The sequence below is a fragment of the Psychromicrobium ferritrahens genome (genome assembly GCF_043789415.1).
GTDB lineage: Bacteria > Actinomycetota > Actinomycetes > Actinomycetales > Micrococcaceae > Renibacterium.
Map to the genome: position 1 here is coordinate 173,726 of NZ_JBDLLW010000004.1, position 17,014 is coordinate 190,739.

General features: G+C 58.9%; 14 protein-coding genes and 1 pseudogene. 8 read left to right on the forward strand and 7 right to left on the reverse strand.

Translation table 11 applies throughout. The features are described from left to right. Positions 1 to 66 precede the first annotated feature (66 nt). Positions 67 to 1,092: an ATP-binding cassette domain-containing protein gene (locus tag ABDK06_RS14500; protein ID WP_394942280.1), complete on the forward strand. Its 1,026-nt coding sequence runs from the start codon at positions 67 to 69 to the stop codon at positions 1,090 to 1,092. Continuing rightward, a complete protein-coding gene (locus ABDK06_RS14505; protein WP_394942282.1) occupies positions 1,089 to 1,913 on the forward strand; it encodes an ABC transporter permease in 825 nt (274 codons plus the stop codon). Before ABDK06_RS14500 ends, ABDK06_RS14505 begins: the two co-directional genes overlap by 4 nt. Here the strand turns inward: ABDK06_RS14505 and ABDK06_RS14510 are convergent. The 4 genes from ABDK06_RS14510 to ABDK06_RS14525 form a co-directional block, all read right to left on the reverse strand. After that, positions 1,895 to 5,071 (reverse strand): AfsR/SARP family transcriptional regulator, encoded by a 3,177-nt coding sequence (locus tag ABDK06_RS14510; RefSeq protein WP_394942284.1) that lies wholly within the window; start codon positions 5,069 to 5,071, stop codon positions 1,895 to 1,897. The genes ABDK06_RS14505 and ABDK06_RS14510 overlap by 19 nt on opposite strands. Positions 5,072 to 5,161: 90 nt before the next feature. Next, the gene (locus tag ABDK06_RS14515; RefSeq protein ID WP_394942286.1) at positions 5,162 to 5,623 is read right to left on the reverse strand and encodes a DUF4442 domain-containing protein; all 462 of its coding nucleotides are present in this window, start codon (positions 5,621 to 5,623) and stop codon (positions 5,162 to 5,164) included. Positions 5,624 to 5,657: 34 nt separating this feature from the next. Next, entirely contained in the window at positions 5,658 to 6,182 is a 525-nt protein-coding gene (locus ABDK06_RS14520; RefSeq protein ID WP_394942288.1) for a methylated-DNA--[protein]-cysteine S-methyltransferase, read from the reverse strand. Then, positions 6,179 to 7,720 (reverse strand): AlkA N-terminal domain-containing protein, encoded by a 1,542-nt coding sequence (locus tag ABDK06_RS14525; RefSeq protein ID WP_394942290.1) that lies wholly within the window; start codon positions 7,718 to 7,720, stop codon positions 6,179 to 6,181. The genes ABDK06_RS14520 and ABDK06_RS14525 overlap by 4 nt, the downstream gene beginning before the upstream one ends. A gap of 88 nt (positions 7,721 to 7,808) precedes the next feature. Here ABDK06_RS14525 and ABDK06_RS14530 point away from each other — a divergent pair, with 88 nt between their 5' ends. Both ABDK06_RS14530 and ABDK06_RS14535 read left to right on the forward strand, forming a co-directional pair. Continuing rightward, positions 7,809 to 8,477: an NAD(P)-binding oxidoreductase gene (locus ABDK06_RS14530; protein WP_394942292.1), complete on the forward strand. Its 669-nt coding sequence runs from the start codon at positions 7,809 to 7,811 to the stop codon at positions 8,475 to 8,477. Positions 8,478 to 8,496: 19 nt separating this feature from the next. Beyond that, positions 8,497 to 9,180: a DNA-3-methyladenine glycosylase gene (locus ABDK06_RS14535; RefSeq protein ID WP_394942294.1), complete on the forward strand. Its 684-nt coding sequence runs from the start codon at positions 8,497 to 8,499 to the stop codon at positions 9,178 to 9,180. Positions 9,181 to 10,145: 965 nt separating this feature from the next. Here ABDK06_RS14535 and ABDK06_RS14540 read toward each other — a convergent pair. Together ABDK06_RS14540 and ABDK06_RS14545 are read right to left on the reverse strand one after the other, a co-directional pair. Continuing rightward, complete coding sequence (locus ABDK06_RS14540) at positions 10,146 to 10,421, reverse strand: hypothetical protein (RefSeq protein WP_394942296.1); 276 nt, start codon at positions 10,419 to 10,421, stop codon at positions 10,146 to 10,148. Positions 10,422 to 10,438: 17 nt separating this feature from the next. Continuing rightward, positions 10,439 to 11,206, reverse strand: a complete 768-nt coding sequence (locus tag ABDK06_RS14545; protein WP_394942298.1) for a hypothetical protein — start codon at positions 11,204 to 11,206, stop codon at positions 10,439 to 10,441. 309 nt (positions 11,207 to 11,515) lie between these two features. On the opposite strand from ABDK06_RS14545, the pseudogene ABDK06_RS14550 reads away from it, so the two are divergent. Further along, positions 11,516 to 11,653 (forward strand): annotated as a pseudogene (locus ABDK06_RS14550) (DNA-3-methyladenine glycosylase); the annotation flags it as partial. Positions 11,654 to 11,682: 29 nt separating this feature from the next. Here the strand turns inward: ABDK06_RS14550 and ABDK06_RS14555 are convergent. Beyond that, positions 11,683 to 11,928, reverse strand: a complete 246-nt coding sequence (locus tag ABDK06_RS14555; protein ID WP_394942300.1) for a hypothetical protein — start codon at positions 11,926 to 11,928, stop codon at positions 11,683 to 11,685. A 277-nt stretch (positions 11,929 to 12,205) separates the two neighbouring features. Here ABDK06_RS14555 and ABDK06_RS14560 point away from each other — a divergent pair, with 277 nt between their 5' ends. The 3 genes from ABDK06_RS14560 to tyrS all read left to right on the forward strand — a co-directional run bounded on the left by ABDK06_RS14560 (position 12,206) and on the right by tyrS (position 16,434). Continuing rightward, positions 12,206 to 12,736, forward strand: coding sequence for an adenine phosphoribosyltransferase (locus tag ABDK06_RS14560; protein WP_394942302.1), 531 nt, complete (start codon positions 12,206 to 12,208; stop codon positions 12,734 to 12,736). A 49-nt stretch (positions 12,737 to 12,785) separates the two neighbouring features. Further along, on the forward strand, positions 12,786 to 15,050 hold the full coding sequence (locus ABDK06_RS14565) for a HelD family protein (protein ID WP_394942304.1): 2,265 nt from the start codon (positions 12,786 to 12,788) through the stop codon (positions 15,048 to 15,050). A 61-nt stretch (positions 15,051 to 15,111) separates the two neighbouring features. After that, positions 15,112 to 16,434, forward strand: coding sequence for a tyrosine--tRNA ligase (tyrS, locus tag ABDK06_RS14570; protein WP_394942334.1), 1,323 nt, complete (start codon positions 15,112 to 15,114; stop codon positions 16,432 to 16,434). The last annotated feature ends 580 nt before the right edge of the window (positions 16,435 to 17,014 follow it).

Below are 17,014 nucleotides of genomic sequence, written 5' to 3' on the forward strand. Positions count from 1 at the left end.
AAGCGCTCACTGGAACCATTGGAGTCAGACGCGGCAGAGGCCGCACTTCAGTGGGAGGAGCGCATCATGGATGCTCAAGGCTTAGCGATCGAAGCTCATGGCCTGGTCAAAATTTTTGGGGAGCAACGAGCTGTCGACGGCGTCGATCTCTCCGTGCAGGCCGGCACGGTCTACGGAGTATTAGGCCCCAATGGGGCGGGTAAGACAACAACTATCAGCATGCTGGCCACCCTGCTCAAAGCAGATGCCGGTGAAGCCAAGATCTTTGGTCATGACGTACGGCATGAGGCCCAGGTGGTCCGGCAGCTGATCGGCGTCACGGGGCAGTACGCCTCAGTGGATGAGAATCTCAGTGCCACCGAGAACCTGCGCTTGTTCTCCAAGCTACTGGGCCTGAGCGGCCGCGCGGCAAAGCTCAAAAGCGCCGAACTGCTCGAGGAGTTCGGGCTGACCGAAGCGGCTAAGCGGCCGCTGAAGAAATTCTCCGGGGGCATGCGACGTCGCCTTGATCTGGCAGCCAGCTTGATCGCCCAGCCGCCGCTGATCTTCCTGGACGAGCCGACTACTGGCCTGGATCCCCGGACCCGGGCGCAGATGTGGGACACCATTCGGCGCTTGGTCAGTTCCGGTTCTACCGTGCTGCTCACCACGCAGTACCTGGATGAAGCAGATCAACTGGCGGATCGGATCGCGGTGATCGACCGAGGCAAGGTGGTAGCGGAGGGTACTGCGGATCAGCTGAAAGCCTCAGTGGGCAATTCTGCCCTGCTGCTCAACCTGGCGAATCCGGAGGAACTGCAAGCAGCCAAGCTCATCATTGAACAGACGCTCGGCACTAAAGCCAGTGAATCGCCGGAGCGCGGGCGCCTTATCGCGCCGATGCAGAGCGCTGATCTGGTCACCGATCTGCTGTTGCGCCTGCGTGAAGCCTCGATCCGGGTGGCCGAGATCTCAGTCCAAAAACCCAGTCTGGATGAGGTCTTCATGACCCTCACCGGACATCCAGCAACCGAAGAAGATACCAGCACCGAGGTGCCCGACGATGCCAGCGAGCTGGCCGATGCCGGGATGATTCAGGAGGCCAAGAAATGAGCACCGCGACTATTAGCCGGGCCATCGATCCGCGCACAGCCAATTTCAAAAACCATGTCAGCTTCGGCCAGACAGTGCGCAACTCGCTCACTATGGCCTGGCGGGGCCTCTTGAAGATCAAGCGAACCCCGGAACAACTCATCGATGTCACGGTGCAGCCGATTCTCTTCACCGTGATGTTCTCGGCAATCTTCGGCGGCGCGATCGCGGGCAGCTTGGAGCAGTACCTGCCGTATATGCTGCCCGGCATTCTGGTGCAGTCAGTGATCACCACCTCGGTGGTCACTGGAGTGCAGCTGCGCGAAGACATGGACAAAGGGGTGTTCGACCGCTTCAAGTCCTTGCCGATCGCCAGAATCGCTCCGCTCGCCGGGGCTCTGCTCGCCGACACCCTGCGTTATGGCATTGCCACCACGCTCACCTTCTTGACCGGCTGGGTGATGGGCTATCACGCCGCTGGTGGCATCGGGAACGTCGTTCTGGCGGGTCTGCTGGTGGTGGTTTGCTCCTGGGCAGTGAGCTGGATCTTCGCCTTCTTCGGAGTGATCGCGCGCAGCGCCGCCAGTGTGCAGGGCATCTCATTCCTGGTGCTTTTCCCGCTGACCTTCCTCTCCAATGCTTTTGTGAAGCCGGAGAGCATGCCAGCGCCTCTCGAGGCCTTCGTGAACGTAAACCCGCTGTCCTTCCTGGTGACCGCAATCCGAGAGTTGTGCAATAACGGAGCTTTTACCATCAATGCGGTCTGGGCTCTGGTGGGGGCAGCGATCATCGTAGCGGTTTTCGCTCCGCTGACGGTCAGAGCCTATATGCGCAAGGCCTGATCGGAGAGCAATTCGCGGATTCTACCGAGCCGGGCATCACTGCTCAGTTCATCCCGGGATCGTACGGCGGCGTCAAAGGTTTCAGTACCGAGACGCCGCCGTGCCACATTCAAGTGCCGTTCCCTGAGCAAAGAGGGCAAGTCCTGCCGGCCATTGGAGAGCAGCAGTAATTCAAGTCCTCGCCTTGCCTTTTCACTACCAGGAACAGCGGTTTGCGCGGCCCAGGACCCTACGGTGAGTGCCACAGCACCAATAACCGGTTGGTCAATGAACATATCACCGTTCAGTCTCCAAGCGGCCAGGCAACGAATGCGGCCTTGTTTGACCCAGCGGCGCAACGGCACCTCGGCATCGGGCTGATGGAGTAAGAAAGCGCAGACCGCCGCCGACCCGAGCACCGCACCATAGCCACTGGCGTCCCGGTAACGGCGAGGGTCCTCAGCGATGATCCGGTAGTTTTCCAGTCCGGCGCTCAGATTCCCGGAACTCAACTCCACTTCGGCCCGCAACGCGAGCATCAGCCCTGAAATCTCAGATTCTTCGTCGGGCAGTTCATCCATCGAGGCCTCAAGAGTCGCTCGGGCTGCCTCCAACTGACCGGTGGCCAATTGATTGGCGACGATGACGGCGTGAAGCTGCTGTATATCGGAGACAGCGTCGAGTTCTTTGAGATGCCGTAACGCCCTTTGGCCCCAGAGCAAGGATTGCTCGTGTTCAGCTCGCTGAACGTAGAGCTGGGCGAGCGAAGCCGCCATGGTTCCCATCGTCCAGGTGTCCTGGGCCTCTTCGCCCAGCCGGTAAGCATTCAGCGCCGACGTGGTGGACTCTGCCACCTGGCCGGAATTCTCCAAGAGGAACGATTCGATCATCTGCCCAGAGGCTCGGGTCATCGCATCCGGACTTTGTTTGATCTGCTCCAGAGCCTGGAGCAATTTCTTGCGCGAACCGATGTTTAACCAGAGAGTTGACATGCTGCTCAGGTGATCGTCCACCGGTATTCCCCGGTTCAGCATGCGCCGTATCCCAGCTCGTGCCCTTGCGCTGAGCCGAGAATTCATCGCGCTCAGCGTTGCCGAGATAATGGTGAAGCAGGTCAAGGCCGCCGGAACATCCTGATCCTCGATCGGCAGGCCGACGACGGCGTCCAGAACCTGTTCGGCGAAACCCGCCACATCTTGGTGGAAAGACCGAATGGTCCAGCAATTTCCCAGTAGCGCAAAGATCCAGAAAACCTCAGAGCTTTTTCTTTCGGTGATGGCCTGGCGGAGCAGATGGATCAGATTGTCTTGTTCCATCGTGAGCATCTTGACGGTGGCCAATTGCTCGGGACCGTAGGCTTTTGAGAACAAGTTCTGGCAGAACTGCTTGGCCCAGAGGAGCATTCTCTCGCTGACGAAGGCCTGTTCCTGGGCTCGGCGCTGCTCTAGGCCGCCGAATTCCCGCACCGTCTCCAGCATCCGATAGCGCATCTGGCCGGTGAGCGGGTGTTCTTGGCCGCGTAGCAAGGACTGGTTGAGCAACGCCTCGAGATCGGCTTCGACGTCTTCCGGCGTCTCGCGATCCGCTCCTGCGACCAGGATCGCGGCCTCCCGGGAGAAGCCATCGGGGAAGCTGCAGAGTCGCCGCAAGCTGGATTGCTCCGAGCTGCTCAGCAGGCTCCAGCTCCATTCGATCACGGCGTGCAGGGTGCGGTGTCGTTCTTCGATGGTGCGGTCTTGGCTGCGCAGCAGGGTGAACCGCTCGCTGATTCGTTCCAGGATCTCGCTGACGCTCATGGTGCGGATCCGGGCCGCCGCCAGCTCAATGGCGAGCGGCAGCCCATCTAGTCGCTCGCAGAGCTGGCTCACGGTGCCGGCGTCCAGGGGAGCGCTGGATCTGGCTGCCCGGGCGCGCTGCATGAACAGCTCGATCGCGGCCGGGGTGGCTTCACCCGGCAGCGTAGAGGTGGCGAGCGGGGGCAGCAGATAGAGATATTCTCCGGCGATGTTGAGCGGTGCTCGACTGGTGCACAGCACCGTGAGGGAAGCCACTTCAGCAATGAGTTCCGCGACTGTGCTGGCAACTGCTTCGATCAAATGCTCACAGTTATCCACCACCAAGAGGGTGCGGTGTTCCTGAAGTTGTTCCATGATCCTCTGGGCTATCCCAACCACCGCTATACCCGGTTTTTGCCGTGGTTCGTTGATCCCGAGCACCGAGCCGAGGGCTAGCCAGATATCCGCGCCATCGCGCACACTGGCTAACTCCAGAAACACCACGGACGATGTGCGGACAGCGGCTGAGGCGGCAAGTTCCATCGCCAAACGGGTTTTTCCCAGACCGCCTGGCCCCAGAATGCTCACCACTCTTGAGGTTTGCAGCAGGCCGGTCAGTTCTTCGATATCGCCTTGGCGTCCCAGTAGTTGATTGACGGGAGCCCGCAAACCGCGAATCCGGGCTTCGGGCTGCGGCTTGGAGTTTGACTCTTGGAGCAATTCCTGTTGCAGGGCACTGGCTTCGGGGCTCAGTGAGACTCCCAGTGCAGTGCGCAGAATCCGGCGATATCTCTCCAGCTGGGCGAGGGCTTCGGCGGTCCGTCCGGCCCCCTGGAGGGAGCGAACCAGGGCTATCCCGAGCCGCTCATCCAGCTGATCGACGGCGGTGAGTTCGCTCAGCGCCTCGATGGCCTCTTCCCAGCGGCGGGCAGCCGCCAGGCCCAAGGACCGGCAACGCTTCAATTCGGCTTCCAGCCGGCTCGCCTGAATTTCCAGGGCGCTCCGAGCCGGGCTGTCGGCTGCATCGATTCCCGGGGGATTGCGCCACAGGCGCAGCGCCTGATCGCAGAGTTCCACCGCCTCGGCAGGAGCTCGTTGAAGGGTTGAGGAAGCCTGTTGATGGAGTTTTTCCGCGTACCACAGATCCACCTGCTCGGCCTCGATTCCGAGCCGGTAGCCGCCCGAGGAGGAGTGCAAAATGCCAGGATCCAGCGAACGGGTGCGTGAAATCAGGGTGTGCAGGGCAGTCTTAGCCCCGCTAGGAGCCTCTGCTCCCCAGACGTCATCGATCAATTGATCGGCGCTCAGCAGCTGGCCGTGGCCCAGAGCAGCTGCGATGATCAGGCTGCGGGCTCGCGGTCCGGGCGGAATCAGAACTTTGCCGTCTTCACTCTGGAGCTGCACTGAGCCTAGGAGCTGCAGTCTCAGCTGTGCAGGATGATCGGGAGTCATTCCTCTGATGGTACCGGCTGGATTGCCGAAGCGAGCGGTCTTTCAGCCGCGCTTTTTGCGCAGATAGATCTGCTTACGCACCGTGGCGACGACCTCTCCAGAGGAATCGACGACGTCGGCGCTGAACCAGCGCAGTACCTTTTCACCGCCGCTGGCAGCGGTACGCAATTCCGCTAGCCGCGCTGAGTCAAGCACGAACTCGGCCGTCACAGTGCCTCGACCGGGCTTGCGAAAGTCGATCTCTGCGGCTTTATCCCAGACCACGTGTTCGTCGCCCAGGTGTTTCATGAGCAGCAGCATCCAGAAGGGATCGGTCATCGCGAAGAGCGAACCGCCGAAATGCACTCCGACGATATTTCGGTTCCAGGGCAGCGCTCGCAGTTGCACCTTGGCGTAGTCGTAGTTCTCGCTGATCTCTTTGACCGTAATGCCCGCGCCGCGCAAGGGGGGCCAGATATTGAGCGCGTGACGAACGGTGGTGGCTTTGACCCGAAGCATTCGCATAGCGCCATCCTAGAATAAATTACCCGTCAGTAGCTTATCCCGCCGATTCTCGACGTAACAGGCTGTCCTTGATCTTCAGGCCCCAGCGGAAGCCACCTAAGCCGCCGTCGAGTCTGAGGATCCGATGGCAGGGCACGAACAGCGCTGCGGCGTTCATCGCGCAGGCACTCGCAGCGGCTCTCACCGCCTGCGGGTTCCCGGCGCGCCGGGCATACTCGCTGTAGGTCAGTGCTGTTCCGGCGGGTACTGTGCGCAGCACTTGCCAGGCGTGAGTGCGGAAGGGCCCGGAGTGCTGAAGCACCCGGACGGCGTCGAGCGCTTGAAAGTCACCCGCATAGAAGGCTTCTACGGCGTCCTTGATGCCGGATTCCGGCTTGTCGTGGCGGATCTCTGCTGGCAGCAGGCTGCGGTGGATCTGCCCGGTCAGGCCCTGCTCAGCGGCTGTCCAGCCTGAGGCGAGTACCACGGCGTCAGGGCGGGCGATGACGCTGAACGGTCCATCTGGAGTGCTCAGCGTGAAAAATATCGCGCTGGAATCTGTTGGCTGAGGGGTGTTCATTTCTTTCCTTTCAAGGGGTTTACCTCGGCGGCGCTGCGCCAGAAGTGCACCGTGGCGTAGGAGCGCCACGGGCTCAGGGCGATGGTTTGCTTGGTGTCTAGGCCCACTGATTCGAGCCCTTTGCGAACTGCGACGTCGCCGTCGAGATGAATATCGGTAGCACCGAGGAAACGCATGGCCAGATAGTTCACTGTCCAGGGGCCGATCCCTGGCAGCGGTAGTAACTTGCTTCGCAGCGAATCCGGATCGTCCTCGACGCCCAGGTGCAGGCCGTCAGCCAAGTGCCGCATCGCGTTCACGATCGAGGAACTGCGCTTAGCCGGCCCGCGCAGCAACTCAGCACCCGCGGTTGCCAGTTGTTCGGCGGTGGGAAAGAGCAGGCTGAGAGCTTTCTCCGGGCCCGGGTAGCGGGTGCCCAGACTCGCCAGCCGGTGGAGTTGCCCACGCGCTGCTGCCACCGTGATCTGCTGACCGACCATAGCTCTCAGCAGCATCTCTGTGGCATCCACCGCGCCCGGTAGTCGAATGCCCGGGATCGCTGTCACGCGTTCTCGCAGGGCGGGGGAGCGGGCGAGTTGCGTGTCAATCGCTATCGGATCGGCATCCAAATCGAACACCCGGCGTACTCGGGCCAGCAAACTCGGCAGGTCCTTCAGGTTCTCCACTGAAGCCTGCAACTCCAGATGATCAGTGGCCCAGGCTCTTTCCGGCTCGCTCACATCCCTGGGGAGTTCCGGCAGGCTCACCAGGATGCTGGCGTTGCCGTGGCTGAGCGCCAGGGTGCGGGCATAGCTGGAGGATGTTGCGAGCTCGACGCCGTCCACTGCTCTGGCTGCCAGGAAGCTGAAAATCCCGGGATCGTAGGGCGGGCGCAGCGGGAGCCTGAGCTGCAGGCTGGTGCCGTTTGTCGCCGGCCGCACCGTGGGGAACTCCTCAGCTTCTGAGGGAAGGGCTTGTCCGCCGAGATGGTGACGCTTCAGCCCCGCCTCACGCAGCTGGGTCGGGCTGGAATCAAAGATCTGCTGGATAGTCTCGTTGAATTGCCGGATCGAGGAAAACCCGGAGGCGAAGGCGATATCTGCGAATTTCATCGTGGTGGATGTCAGCAGGGTGCGGGCGGTCTGGGCCCGAGCCGCCCGAGCCAGCGACAGGGGGCCAGCGCCCAGTTCAGCCCGCATGATGCGACCCAATTGTCTGGGGGAGTAGCCGAGCTGTTGTGCTAGGTGTTCGACGCCGCCACGTTCAGCGTTCATTTCGCCATCCATGATCAGGCGCATGGCGCGCGCTGCAGTATCGGAACGCAGATTCCATTCCGGGGTGCCGGGTGCCGCTTCGGGCAGGCAGCGTTTGCAGGCTCGGTAACCCGCTTCGTGAGCCGCGGCGCTGGTGGCGTAGAAGTCGACATTCTCCCGATGCGGGGTTCGCGCCGGGCATGATGGTCTGCAGTAGATGCCGGTGGTTCGAACCGCGGTGAAGAACTGCCCGTCGAAACGGCGGTCCCTGGCGTCAATCGCCCGATAGCGTTGTTCGAAATCCATGACTCCATTCTGGCAGTCCAATCGATCCATCACTAGCGGAAATCGGACATGGCCGTGAAGTTCCCGCGTCCTGTGAAAAGATGGCTGAATGAAGATTGTGATTGCCGGAGGACACGGCCAGATAGCGCTTTTTCTCGGAGAAATTTTGGCGCAGCAGGGGCATCAGCCACAGGGGCTGATCCGAAAGCCCGAGCAGCAGGCCGAGCTACTGGAACGAGGTATTGAACCCATCCTGCTTGACTTGGAAGGTGCCTCTGTTGAACGTCTTGCGGCTGTGTTGAGCGGGGCGGACGCCGCGGTCTTTGCTGCTGGTGCAGGTCCGAATAGCGGCACTGACCGCAAGGATAGTGTGGATCGGGCGGGCGCGGTGCTGCTGGCCGATGCTGTTGAAGCGGCGCGGGTGCCCCGTCTGGTGCAGATTTCCTCGATGGGCGTCGAGAAGGTACGCGGCGGAGCGCATCCAGAAGGTATGGACAGTGATTTCCAGTTCTACTTGCTGGCCAAACTGGCTGCTGAAGACGATCTGCGGGCTCGCAGTCAGCTCGACTGGACCATCGTCCGGCCGGGACTGCTCACCAATGATGCGCCCAGCGACCGGGTGCTGCTGGCTGAATCCACCGGCAGCGGCTCGGTGCCGCGAGCCGATGTCGCTGCTGTGGTGGCTGAGCTGCTCACCAGTGCAGTTGCGCCTCAGCGGGTTCTCGAACTGATCTCGGGAGAACTTCCGGTCCGTGAAGCGGTTGCCGGGCTCGGCTGAAACGGAACCCAGCTAAACGGTGGATCACGATGAGCTGAAGCGGCTATTACAGCAGGATGCGCTGACCGTTGCTCCTCAATTACTCGGTGCTACTCTGAGCAGCGAATACCGCTTGCCCGACGGCAGTACGCGAAGCGTGGTTGTCCGGCTGACCGAAGTAGAGGCATATCTGGGCCCGAGGGATTCCGGGGCTCCGGATCCGGGTTCACATTCTTATCGGGGCAAGACACTACGAAATCAAGTGATGTTCGGGCCGCCGGGCCATCTGTATGTTTACTTCACCTACGGTATGCACTTCTGCGGGAACGTGGTCTGTTCCCCGGAAGGGACTTCTTCCGCTGTTCTGCTCAGGGCGGGGGAGGTGGTAGAGGGTGTCGATGTTGCTGGGGAGCGTCGGGCGGAGCGTCGCAGAGGTGGTTCCGGTAAACAAGTTGAACTGGCTTCAGGGCCGGCGCGGTTGGCTACTGTTCTCGGTCTGAATCGAGAGGCGAATGGTAGTGATCTTTTGGACGGCGGTGCGGTTCGGCTGGAGTTGGCTGAGTCGTTGCCTAGCCAGGCGATTCTTAGTGGTCCTCGGGTGGGGGTGAGTGGTCCGGGTGGAGGTTCGGAGTATCCGTGGAGGTTCTGGATAGCGGGGGATCCTACGGTTTCTCGTTATAGGGCTGCGGCGCCCCGACGGAAAAAGCTCGGGGCGCCGCAGTAACTCATAGAACGGTGTAGTAGCTGAAAAACTTAGGGGCACCAAGGGGTGGCAGCTCACTGCGGCTGAACTCCGGCCGAGGTCGATGATCCCGGATGAGTTTCGGTAAGTCGNGCAGCTCACTGCGGCTGAACTCCGGCCGAGGTCGATGATCCCGGATGAGTTTCGGTAAGTCGTAAGGTCTCATTAAATCGGGCTGACGCCCCCCACATCCGGCTCAGGAACTTACCCGGTCGAATAGGAAAAAATCAACCATATTGGGCCGACTCAAGGCAGCCAGAAAAACCTATCAGAAATTGTCATCTAGCCCCTGAGTAGTCCCATACTTATTCGCTCATACAATCGTGATAGCCGATAGGTCAGTGTTTCGGTTCCCTGAGGCCAGAGAAAACTATCTGGCCAGCGAAGTCAGTAAAGAATACTCCGCTCACCGTCTCTTCGGGTTTGGTGGATGGGGCATTCTAGTACTTCGGAATCACCTTGCGTGGCGTCCAAATGGCTCACATTTGAACAGTGACATACTAGAAATAGGATCGATGGGTACAATCAAGGAGGATTCCAGTTGAAACGAGACTTAGGTCAAAGAGTCAAGATTGATGAACTTGATGAGAACGGAAATCTTGTCGAGACTGGGCCGGAGGATTCCGCTTCTGACGTTGTCTCCGTCAACCCATGGTCTGTAGCCCTGTGGGCACTCAACGGAATTCTAATCAGCTTCGCCGTCTTCGCGACTTATGCTTACATACTTGCCGCAAACTATTTTGCTACACCAACCCTTCAAAACCCAGCGCCAGAACGACCCTGGTTTATTCTGATAGCAAACCTCCAAGCACCTTCCTGCACAGCCGCGGCAGTTGTGTTGGCGGGAACGATCGCAATATACATGGTTCGCTGGAATCCTGGCGGGAAAACCAAGTAGGACAAAGCCGCCCATCAGAGACTGACTGGCGGCTTTGTCCTACTGAAGATTATTCAACCTGGTCAGGGTTTCCTGTCTCGGTCTTTTTCCCCTTGTTTATTAGATGGAGTGCAATTCCTATTGCTACCATCGCCGCTCCAAGCGGTGCGATACCAAAGCGAAGTATGGAGACGAAGAAGTCAACCAGGAATGACAGAACCTGATTTGGCTGCCCGGCTGAGTTGGCTAAAAAGCTAACAAGATTAGTCGCGCTAATTTCGATCAAGACACCGACAGCAACGATAAGAATTCCGTACCCGATCAGCTTCCCTCTTGCGTATTTCATAGCAGCCACCTTTCGTGTTAGCTAAACAATCCAGGCACGCCGGTCAATGCGACCGAAGTTGATTTGGCCTGAAACTTTGGATAGGCCAGAACGTTGTCCCAGGGGACTCGCTTGTATCCACTCGTGCCACATCCCAAGGGATAGAAGACCTCCCATTTGCCGAATTGGCTTCCGTTATACCCGGAGTACCACCCGGTGCCTTGACCGCAGATTGTCCCGTTGGACTCAGAATCCACGGACCAGCTGTAGTATTTCCCATCCGCAGATATCTGAGAGATTCGACGTTGCCAAGTTCCACTCCAGCCGCCACCAGGAGGGGCGTACCAGGAGGTTGAAGCGTCGTCCCATTCAGGCTTCGGTGTAGCCCTTGATATTGGGGATAGCATCCCTGTCGCATTGACAGTAAGAGCTTCACTAACCTTTGCAAGATCTGAGCTAGATAAAAACCCCGATTTTGAAATACCCAGATCAGATGCAACATCTGGTGCGATTGTGAGAGCACCCTCACTACCTTTGGGCATGGCATAAAAAGTCGCATTGCCAATCTTCTGTCCATTGGTCGACTTTACTGACACTTCCGCCGGGGCCCCGAGTACATAAACTTTTGAAGTGCTGGAAAGTTCGGGCAAGCTGCCTGTTCTTAATTCAAGCGCAGTTTTGGTCGAGGCCCTGACCGTGTGCTGCTGACTATCACTGGCTTCAGCCAGTGATACGCCCCCCAAGAGGGATGTTGCCATGCCGCATGAAAGCACCACTGCCAACGCTTTCCCTCGGAAATTCTTCATTGAGTTCTTCTTATCTCGATACGTATGACTTCGATGCCAGCTGTCGCAAGCTCCGTTTAGTCACTTCACCATAGAAACCTGGAAGTCGCCTGGGAGTCGATAGGCGGATCGGCACTTCATGAACGACTTGAAAAACACCTATTGTGGCTCTCGCCCCCCTCGAAAATGGTGGCAGGCGTTGTGTCAGGTCAAAGATTCTTCGGCTTTATCGCCGGATGCGGCAGAGAGCTCTTTACAAAGGGAATTCCGTGACGAGATTGTAAGGGCGCTTGGCGCAAGTCTGGAATGAGTCGGTGAAGAAGACCGCAGAGTGGTCCTCGGGTGGGGGTGAGTGGTCCGGGTGGGGGTTCGGAGTATCCGTGGAGGTTCTGGATAGCGGGGGATCCTACGGTTTCTCGTTATAGGGCTGCGGCGCCCCGACGGAAAAAGCTCGGGGCGCCGCAGTAACTCATAGAACGGTGTAGTAGCTGAAAAACTTAGGGGCACCAAGGGGTGCTGACCCATACCTTCACCGAGGAATCGCGAGGTGCGCAGACCCAGTGGGTGGGCATCGGGCTGGTGGCACCGCACTGCGGCTCCACCTCGGCCGAGGTTGAGGAGCCAGTGGAAAGCGGCTCTGAGCCGCAGACCACCGCTGCCTGAGCGGGGGTAGTGGCGAACATGGCCAAGCCGAGCAGGGAAATTGCAGCCCCCATAGTTGCCATACGCTTCAGTGATTTCATGGGTGGTTCCTCTCGTAGTGCTGCGAAATCGAGCTACCGGATTAATTCTTACGGTAGCGCAGCCCCAGGGTTCTGACTAGGCCAAATACCCTTAAGTTGTATCTTCAACTTTAATGGCATCCCTCCCCGGGAGAGCAAGCTTAATCGAGAATTCTTTTTCACCCAGTCTGCTTTCATGGGCAGAGGCCTATCTCGAGGCGTACCGTTAACGGTTGGACGCTAACAGTGTTGATTGCGCTCCTCTTTCCCACGGAACCCGCTATGGAAGGCTTTTTGCATGCCTGAAACCCTCGAGGAAACTCTGCTGCGGCTCTGCGCCGTCGTCCCGGATTACCCGAAACCCGGGATCACCTTCCGTGATCTCACCCCCGTCTTCGCGGACGCGAAGGCTTTGCACGCCGTCGTCAATGCTCTGATCGAGCCCTTTGAAGGCCAGTTCGATGCGGTTGCCGGGGTGGAGGCTCGGGGATTCCTGCTCGCGGCAGCGGCGGCTTACGCCAGTGATACGGGAGTGATTACGGTGCGTAAGGCGGGTAAATTGCCCAGGGCGGTGTTTTCCGAGGAGTATCAGCTGGAATACGGCAGTGCGACCCTGGAGTTGCACAAAGACGAACTCCCTGCGGGTAGTCGGGTGCTGATTCTGGATGATGTGCTCGCCACCGGTGGTACCTTGGCTGCTGCTTCCAGGCTGTTTGCAGATGCTCAGGTTCAAGTGATTGGCTATGGTGTGATTTTGGAACTGGCCCAGTTGCACGGCAGAGCAGCTCTGCCCGGACATCGAGTACGCTCCTTACTCAGACTGAGCTGACCCCGCAGAGGTGTAGAATGGACGGTCTGCTGGCTGAAAGGATGGCCCAATGCTTGAGGCCGAATCAACGCACTACAACACCGAAACTAGCCACGAAGAACTGGATCACGAACGGCAGTACGTGGCGGGGCTGTATGCCCGGCTTGATGAGCTGCGCGCGGAGAAGGTTCAGCAGCTAGCTGAGGTGCGGCGTACCACGGCTATGGGTTCTCATCAGAACCGTTCTGAACGTGATGCTTTCGCCACCCTCTACGAAGACCGACTGGCCCAGCTGAACGCCGTCGACGATCGTCTGGTCTTCGGTCGCCTGGATCTGGACGACGGCGAACAGCGGTATATCGGCCGGATCGGCCTTTCCACCGAAGACCTCCGTCAGCTCATGGTCGACTGGCGTGCTCCGGAGGCTGGCACCTTTTATCAGGCAACCGCTTTCGAGCGGCAGGGTGTGCGGCGCAGGCGGCATCTGATTCTGCAGCGCCGGGAGGTGAAAGCCATCGAGGACGATGTGCTGGACCCCAGCATGCTCACCGAAGGGGAATCCCTGCAGGGTGAAGGTGCCCTGCTGGCGGCTCTCAATTCGAAGCGTACCGGCAAGATGAGCGATATCGTCGGAACCATTCAAGCCGAGCAGGACCGGATCATCCGTTCCTCCTTGCCCGGAGCCATGGTGGTGCAAGGCGGGCCGGGTACCGGCAAAACGGCGGTGGCGCTGCATCGAGCCGCGTATTTGCTCTATACCCACCGGGACCGGCTGCGTTCAGCGGGCGTGCTGCTGGTCGGGCCGTCTTCTTCTTTTATGAACTACATTGAGCGGGTATTGCCTTCGCTCGGCGAGACCGGAGTGGTGATGGCGAGCCTGGGCAGATTGATGCCGGGCATCAATGCCGTGGCCGATGAGGATCCCCAGGTAGCCGAGATTAAGGGCCGAAGCTCGATGGCCAAAGTGATTGCGCGTGCAGTGGCCAATCGACAGCGGATTCCCGCCGAGGACCGGGTGCTGGATGTCGACGGGCAGAAGGTGACGATCACGCCGAAGCAGGTCCGCCGTGCCCGAGACAAGGCGAGGGCCACCGGGAAGCCACACAACGAAGCCCGACTGACCTTTGTGAAGATTCTGCTCCGGGAACTCACAGATCAATTGACCGAGAAGGTGGAATCCAGCTCGATCGGTAATAACGCTGATCGCAGTTATCTGGCGGAAGACGTCCGTTCTTCGAGGGATGTCAGAGTAGCGCTCAACTTGGCCTGGATGCCGATGAGCGCGGAGAAGCTGCTCACCGAACTGTTCGCTAAGCCAGCGCTCTTGGAAGCTGCCACTCCGGAACTCACCGAAGCCGAACGGGACTTACTTTATCGCGAGGCGGGCTCGGCCTGGACCGAAGCCGATGTGCCCTTGCTGGATGAGGCCGCAGAGCTGCTTGGTGAAGTGGATGCCAGCGGTGGTCGGGAGGCAGCGTCCCGGGAAGCCGAACGACGTCGTGATCTGGCCAATGCTGAACGCACTTTGGAGAATGTGCAGCAGTCTTTGGAGGATTCGGGCGTTGACGGCGTGCTCAGTGCCGAGGATCTGGCAGAGCACAATCAGGTACAGGACGAGGTTTTCAGCACCGCTGAGCGGGCGTTGAGCGATCGGACTTGGGCTTTCGGACACGTGGTGATTGACGAGGCGCAGGAGCTTTCCGCCATGCAATGGCGGCTTCTGGTGCGTCGTTGCCCGATCAAATCCTTTACCATCGTTGGCGATATCGCCCAGACTTCCGCAGCAGCGGGGGCGAGTTCGTGGCAGCAGGCGCTGGCTCCGCACTTCGGTGATCGCTGGCAGCTGGAAGAACTCACCGTCAATTACCGAACTCCCGCGCAGATCGCTGATGCTGCGGTCCGGATGGCGAATGCCGCCGGGCAAGTTGTCTCCGCTCCTAAAGCGGTGCGTGAAGGGCGCTGGGCGCCCGTGATCGATCGGGTGAGCGATCCGGTGCTGGCCTTACGCCAGGCCATGCCCGAAGAACTCGCTGCTGTTGACGGCGGCCTGCTGGCGATCATTGCCGCACCGCATCGGCTGGCTGAATTGACTAAGGCGCTTCGAGAGGATTATCCGGGTCGGGTGGGCCACGGTGCTGGGTCCTTGGAACAGGACATCGTGGTGATCGACCCGCACGATGCCAAAGGCCTGGAGTTTGACGGGGTGGTGATCATCGAGCCGGCTGAATTGCTCAGTGCGGGACGTGTTGGCGATCTCTACGTCTCAATGACCCGGCCAACTCAGCGCTTGCGGCTGATCAGCACGGGGGAGCTGCCGGTCGGCATCGAAGTCTGAGCATCCGTTGAGCTGCCGCTCTGCGGGGCAATGCTGCTACCGTTGAACTGTGTCAAACGCAATGGAAATCACTACTCAAAATACCCAGCACAACGCGCAGCGCAACGATCCGAGCTTTGCCAATATCTGGCAGGAACTGCTCTGGCGCGGCCTCATTCAGGTATCTACCGATCAGGCAGAACTTGAAAAAGCCCTGAGCGAGGAGTCTGTGACCTACTATTGCGGGTTCGACCCGACTGCGCCCAGCCTGCATCTGGGACATTTGGTGCAGCTCGTCTTGATGCGTCGGCTGCAACTGGCGGGGCATAAGCCGCTGGCTCTGGTGGGCGGTTCCACCGGACTGATCGGTGACCCACGCCCGACGAGCGAACGTTCCATGCAGACCAAGGAACAGGTAGCTGAGTGGGTTCGCGGTATTCAGCAGCAGGTTCAGCCCTTTTTATCCTTTGAAGGTGAAAATGCCGCTCGTATGGTGAATAACCTGGATTGGACCTCACCGCTTTCCGCCATTGATTTCTTGCGCGATATCGGAAAACACTTCCGAGTCGGCACCATGATCAAAAAAGATATCGTCGCCTCCAGGCTGAATTCCGATGAAGGCATTTCCTACGCAGAATTCAGCTACCAGATTCTGCAGGGTCTGGACTTTCTTGAATTGTTCCGGCAATACGGCTGCACATTGCAATCGGGTGGTTCGGATCAGTGGGGAAATCTTACTTCCGGCACGGAATTGATCCGCAAGGTTGAGGGCGGTTCGGTGCATGCCATCGGAACTCCGCTCATCACTAATGCAGATGGCACAAAATTCAGTAAGAGCGAGGGCACTGCCGTCTGGCTTAGCCCGGAGCTGACCAGCCCCTACGAGTTCTACCAGTTCTGGCTCAATACCGCCGATGCGGACGTGGTGTCTCGACTGAAGGTCTTTACCTTCCGTAGCCGGGAGGAAATCGAAGAGCTGGAACGGGCCACGGCGGAGCGGCCGCATGAACGAGCCGCGCAGAAGGCTCTTGCTTGGGACGTTAACTCTTTAGTGCACGGAGTGCAGGCGACCGAGAAAGTGATTGCCGCTTCGGCGGCGATCTTCGGCAACGGCGCGCTTTCAGATTTGGATCAGCAGACGCTGAGCGCAGCCACCGCCGAGCTGCCGCATGCTTCGGTGAGCGCTGAATCCCTGGGGATTATCGAATTGCTGGTGGCCTCAGGGCTCTCGGAGAGCAACTCTGCTGCTCGCCGTACTGTCGCTGAGGGCGGGGCCTATGTGAACAACCGGAAGGTGCAAGACGCCGAAAGTGTGATCGACGCCACCGAACTGCTCCACGGCCGGTACCTCTTATTGCGCCGAGGCAAACGCACTATGGCGATGGTGGAAGTCACCGCGGGCTAGGCACGCTTAAAGCCCTGAATGCCTTGAGATCTAGAGCTCGACGGCGGCCCCCGCAGTTATCTGCGGGTGGTCGCCGTCGAGGTTTTAAGGCAGATTTTCGGTCCTCTGGAGGACGATTTGCACCAGGGCTAAGTGCCGTGTAAAGTTTTCTGAGTCGCCCGCTGAGGGGCAAGGTTACGACGGTCTGGAACATGGCCGGGTAAGCTGCCGGAGCGGGGGCCAAACCCCTACTAATTAGAGTTGCGATTCTGTCTGTGCCATTTTGGCAAAAAGCAGAAAAGCTTCAATTTTTTGTGGGATCATTCATGAATTTCTGGTAAATTCGCCGAAAACGCGGATTTGACAAAAAAGAAATGAATGAAATAAGCTAGTAATAACGCAGCAAGGAAAACTAAAGAAAAAGAAAGTCTATAAAAATAAACTTTCACAAAGTATTTAGAGAATTACTTGTATGTGCCTGTTGTTTGAGAACTCAATAGTGTGTTTTGTTTTTTGTTGATACCAATGTTTTTTGTTTTTGGTATTTGCTCATGGCTATTACACCCCTGTGTGGTGGTTGTGGGTTGATGCTGGGAAATGA

What these genes read in the sequence shown, in the direction of transcription:
- ABDK06_RS14565 (WP_394942304.1), top strand. Translation starts at nt 12,786, where the DNA reads ATGCTTGAGGCCGAATCAACGCACTACAACACCGAAACTAGCCACGAA.
- ABDK06_RS14500 (WP_394942280.1), top strand. Translation starts at nt 67, where the DNA reads ATGGATGCTCAAGGCTTAGCGATCGAAGCTCATGGCCTGGTCAAAATT.
- ABDK06_RS14560 (WP_394942302.1), top strand. Translation starts at nt 12,206, where the DNA reads ATGCCTGAAACCCTCGAGGAAACTCTGCTGCGGCTCTGCGCCGTCGTC.
- ABDK06_RS14515 (WP_394942286.1), bottom strand. Translation starts at nt 5,623, where the DNA reads ATGCGAATGCTTCGGGTCAAAGCCACCACCGTTCGTCACGCGCTCAAT.
- ABDK06_RS14525 (WP_394942290.1), bottom strand. Translation starts at nt 7,720, where the DNA reads ATGGATTTCGAACAACGCTATCGGGCGATTGACGCCAGGGACCGCCGT.
- ABDK06_RS14530 (WP_394942292.1), top strand. Translation starts at nt 7,809, where the DNA reads ATGAAGATTGTGATTGCCGGAGGACACGGCCAGATAGCGCTTTTTCTC.
- ABDK06_RS14545 (WP_394942298.1), bottom strand. Translation starts at nt 11,206, where the DNA reads ATGAAGAATTTCCGAGGGAAAGCGTTGGCAGTGGTGCTTTCATGCGGC.
- ABDK06_RS14555 (WP_394942300.1), bottom strand. Translation starts at nt 11,928, where the DNA reads ATGAAATCACTGAAGCGTATGGCAACTATGGGGGCTGCAATTTCCCTG.
- tyrS (WP_394942334.1), top strand. Translation starts at nt 15,112, where the DNA reads ATGGAAATCACTACTCAAAATACCCAGCACAACGCGCAGCGCAACGAT.
- ABDK06_RS14540 (WP_394942296.1), bottom strand. Translation starts at nt 10,421, where the DNA reads ATGAAATACGCAAGAGGGAAGCTGATCGGGTACGGAATTCTTATCGTT.
- ABDK06_RS14520 (WP_394942288.1), bottom strand. Translation starts at nt 6,182, where the DNA reads ATGAACACCCCTCAGCCAACAGATTCCAGCGCGATATTTTTCACGCTG.
- ABDK06_RS14505 (WP_394942282.1), top strand. Translation starts at nt 1,089, where the DNA reads ATGAGCACCGCGACTATTAGCCGGGCCATCGATCCGCGCACAGCCAAT.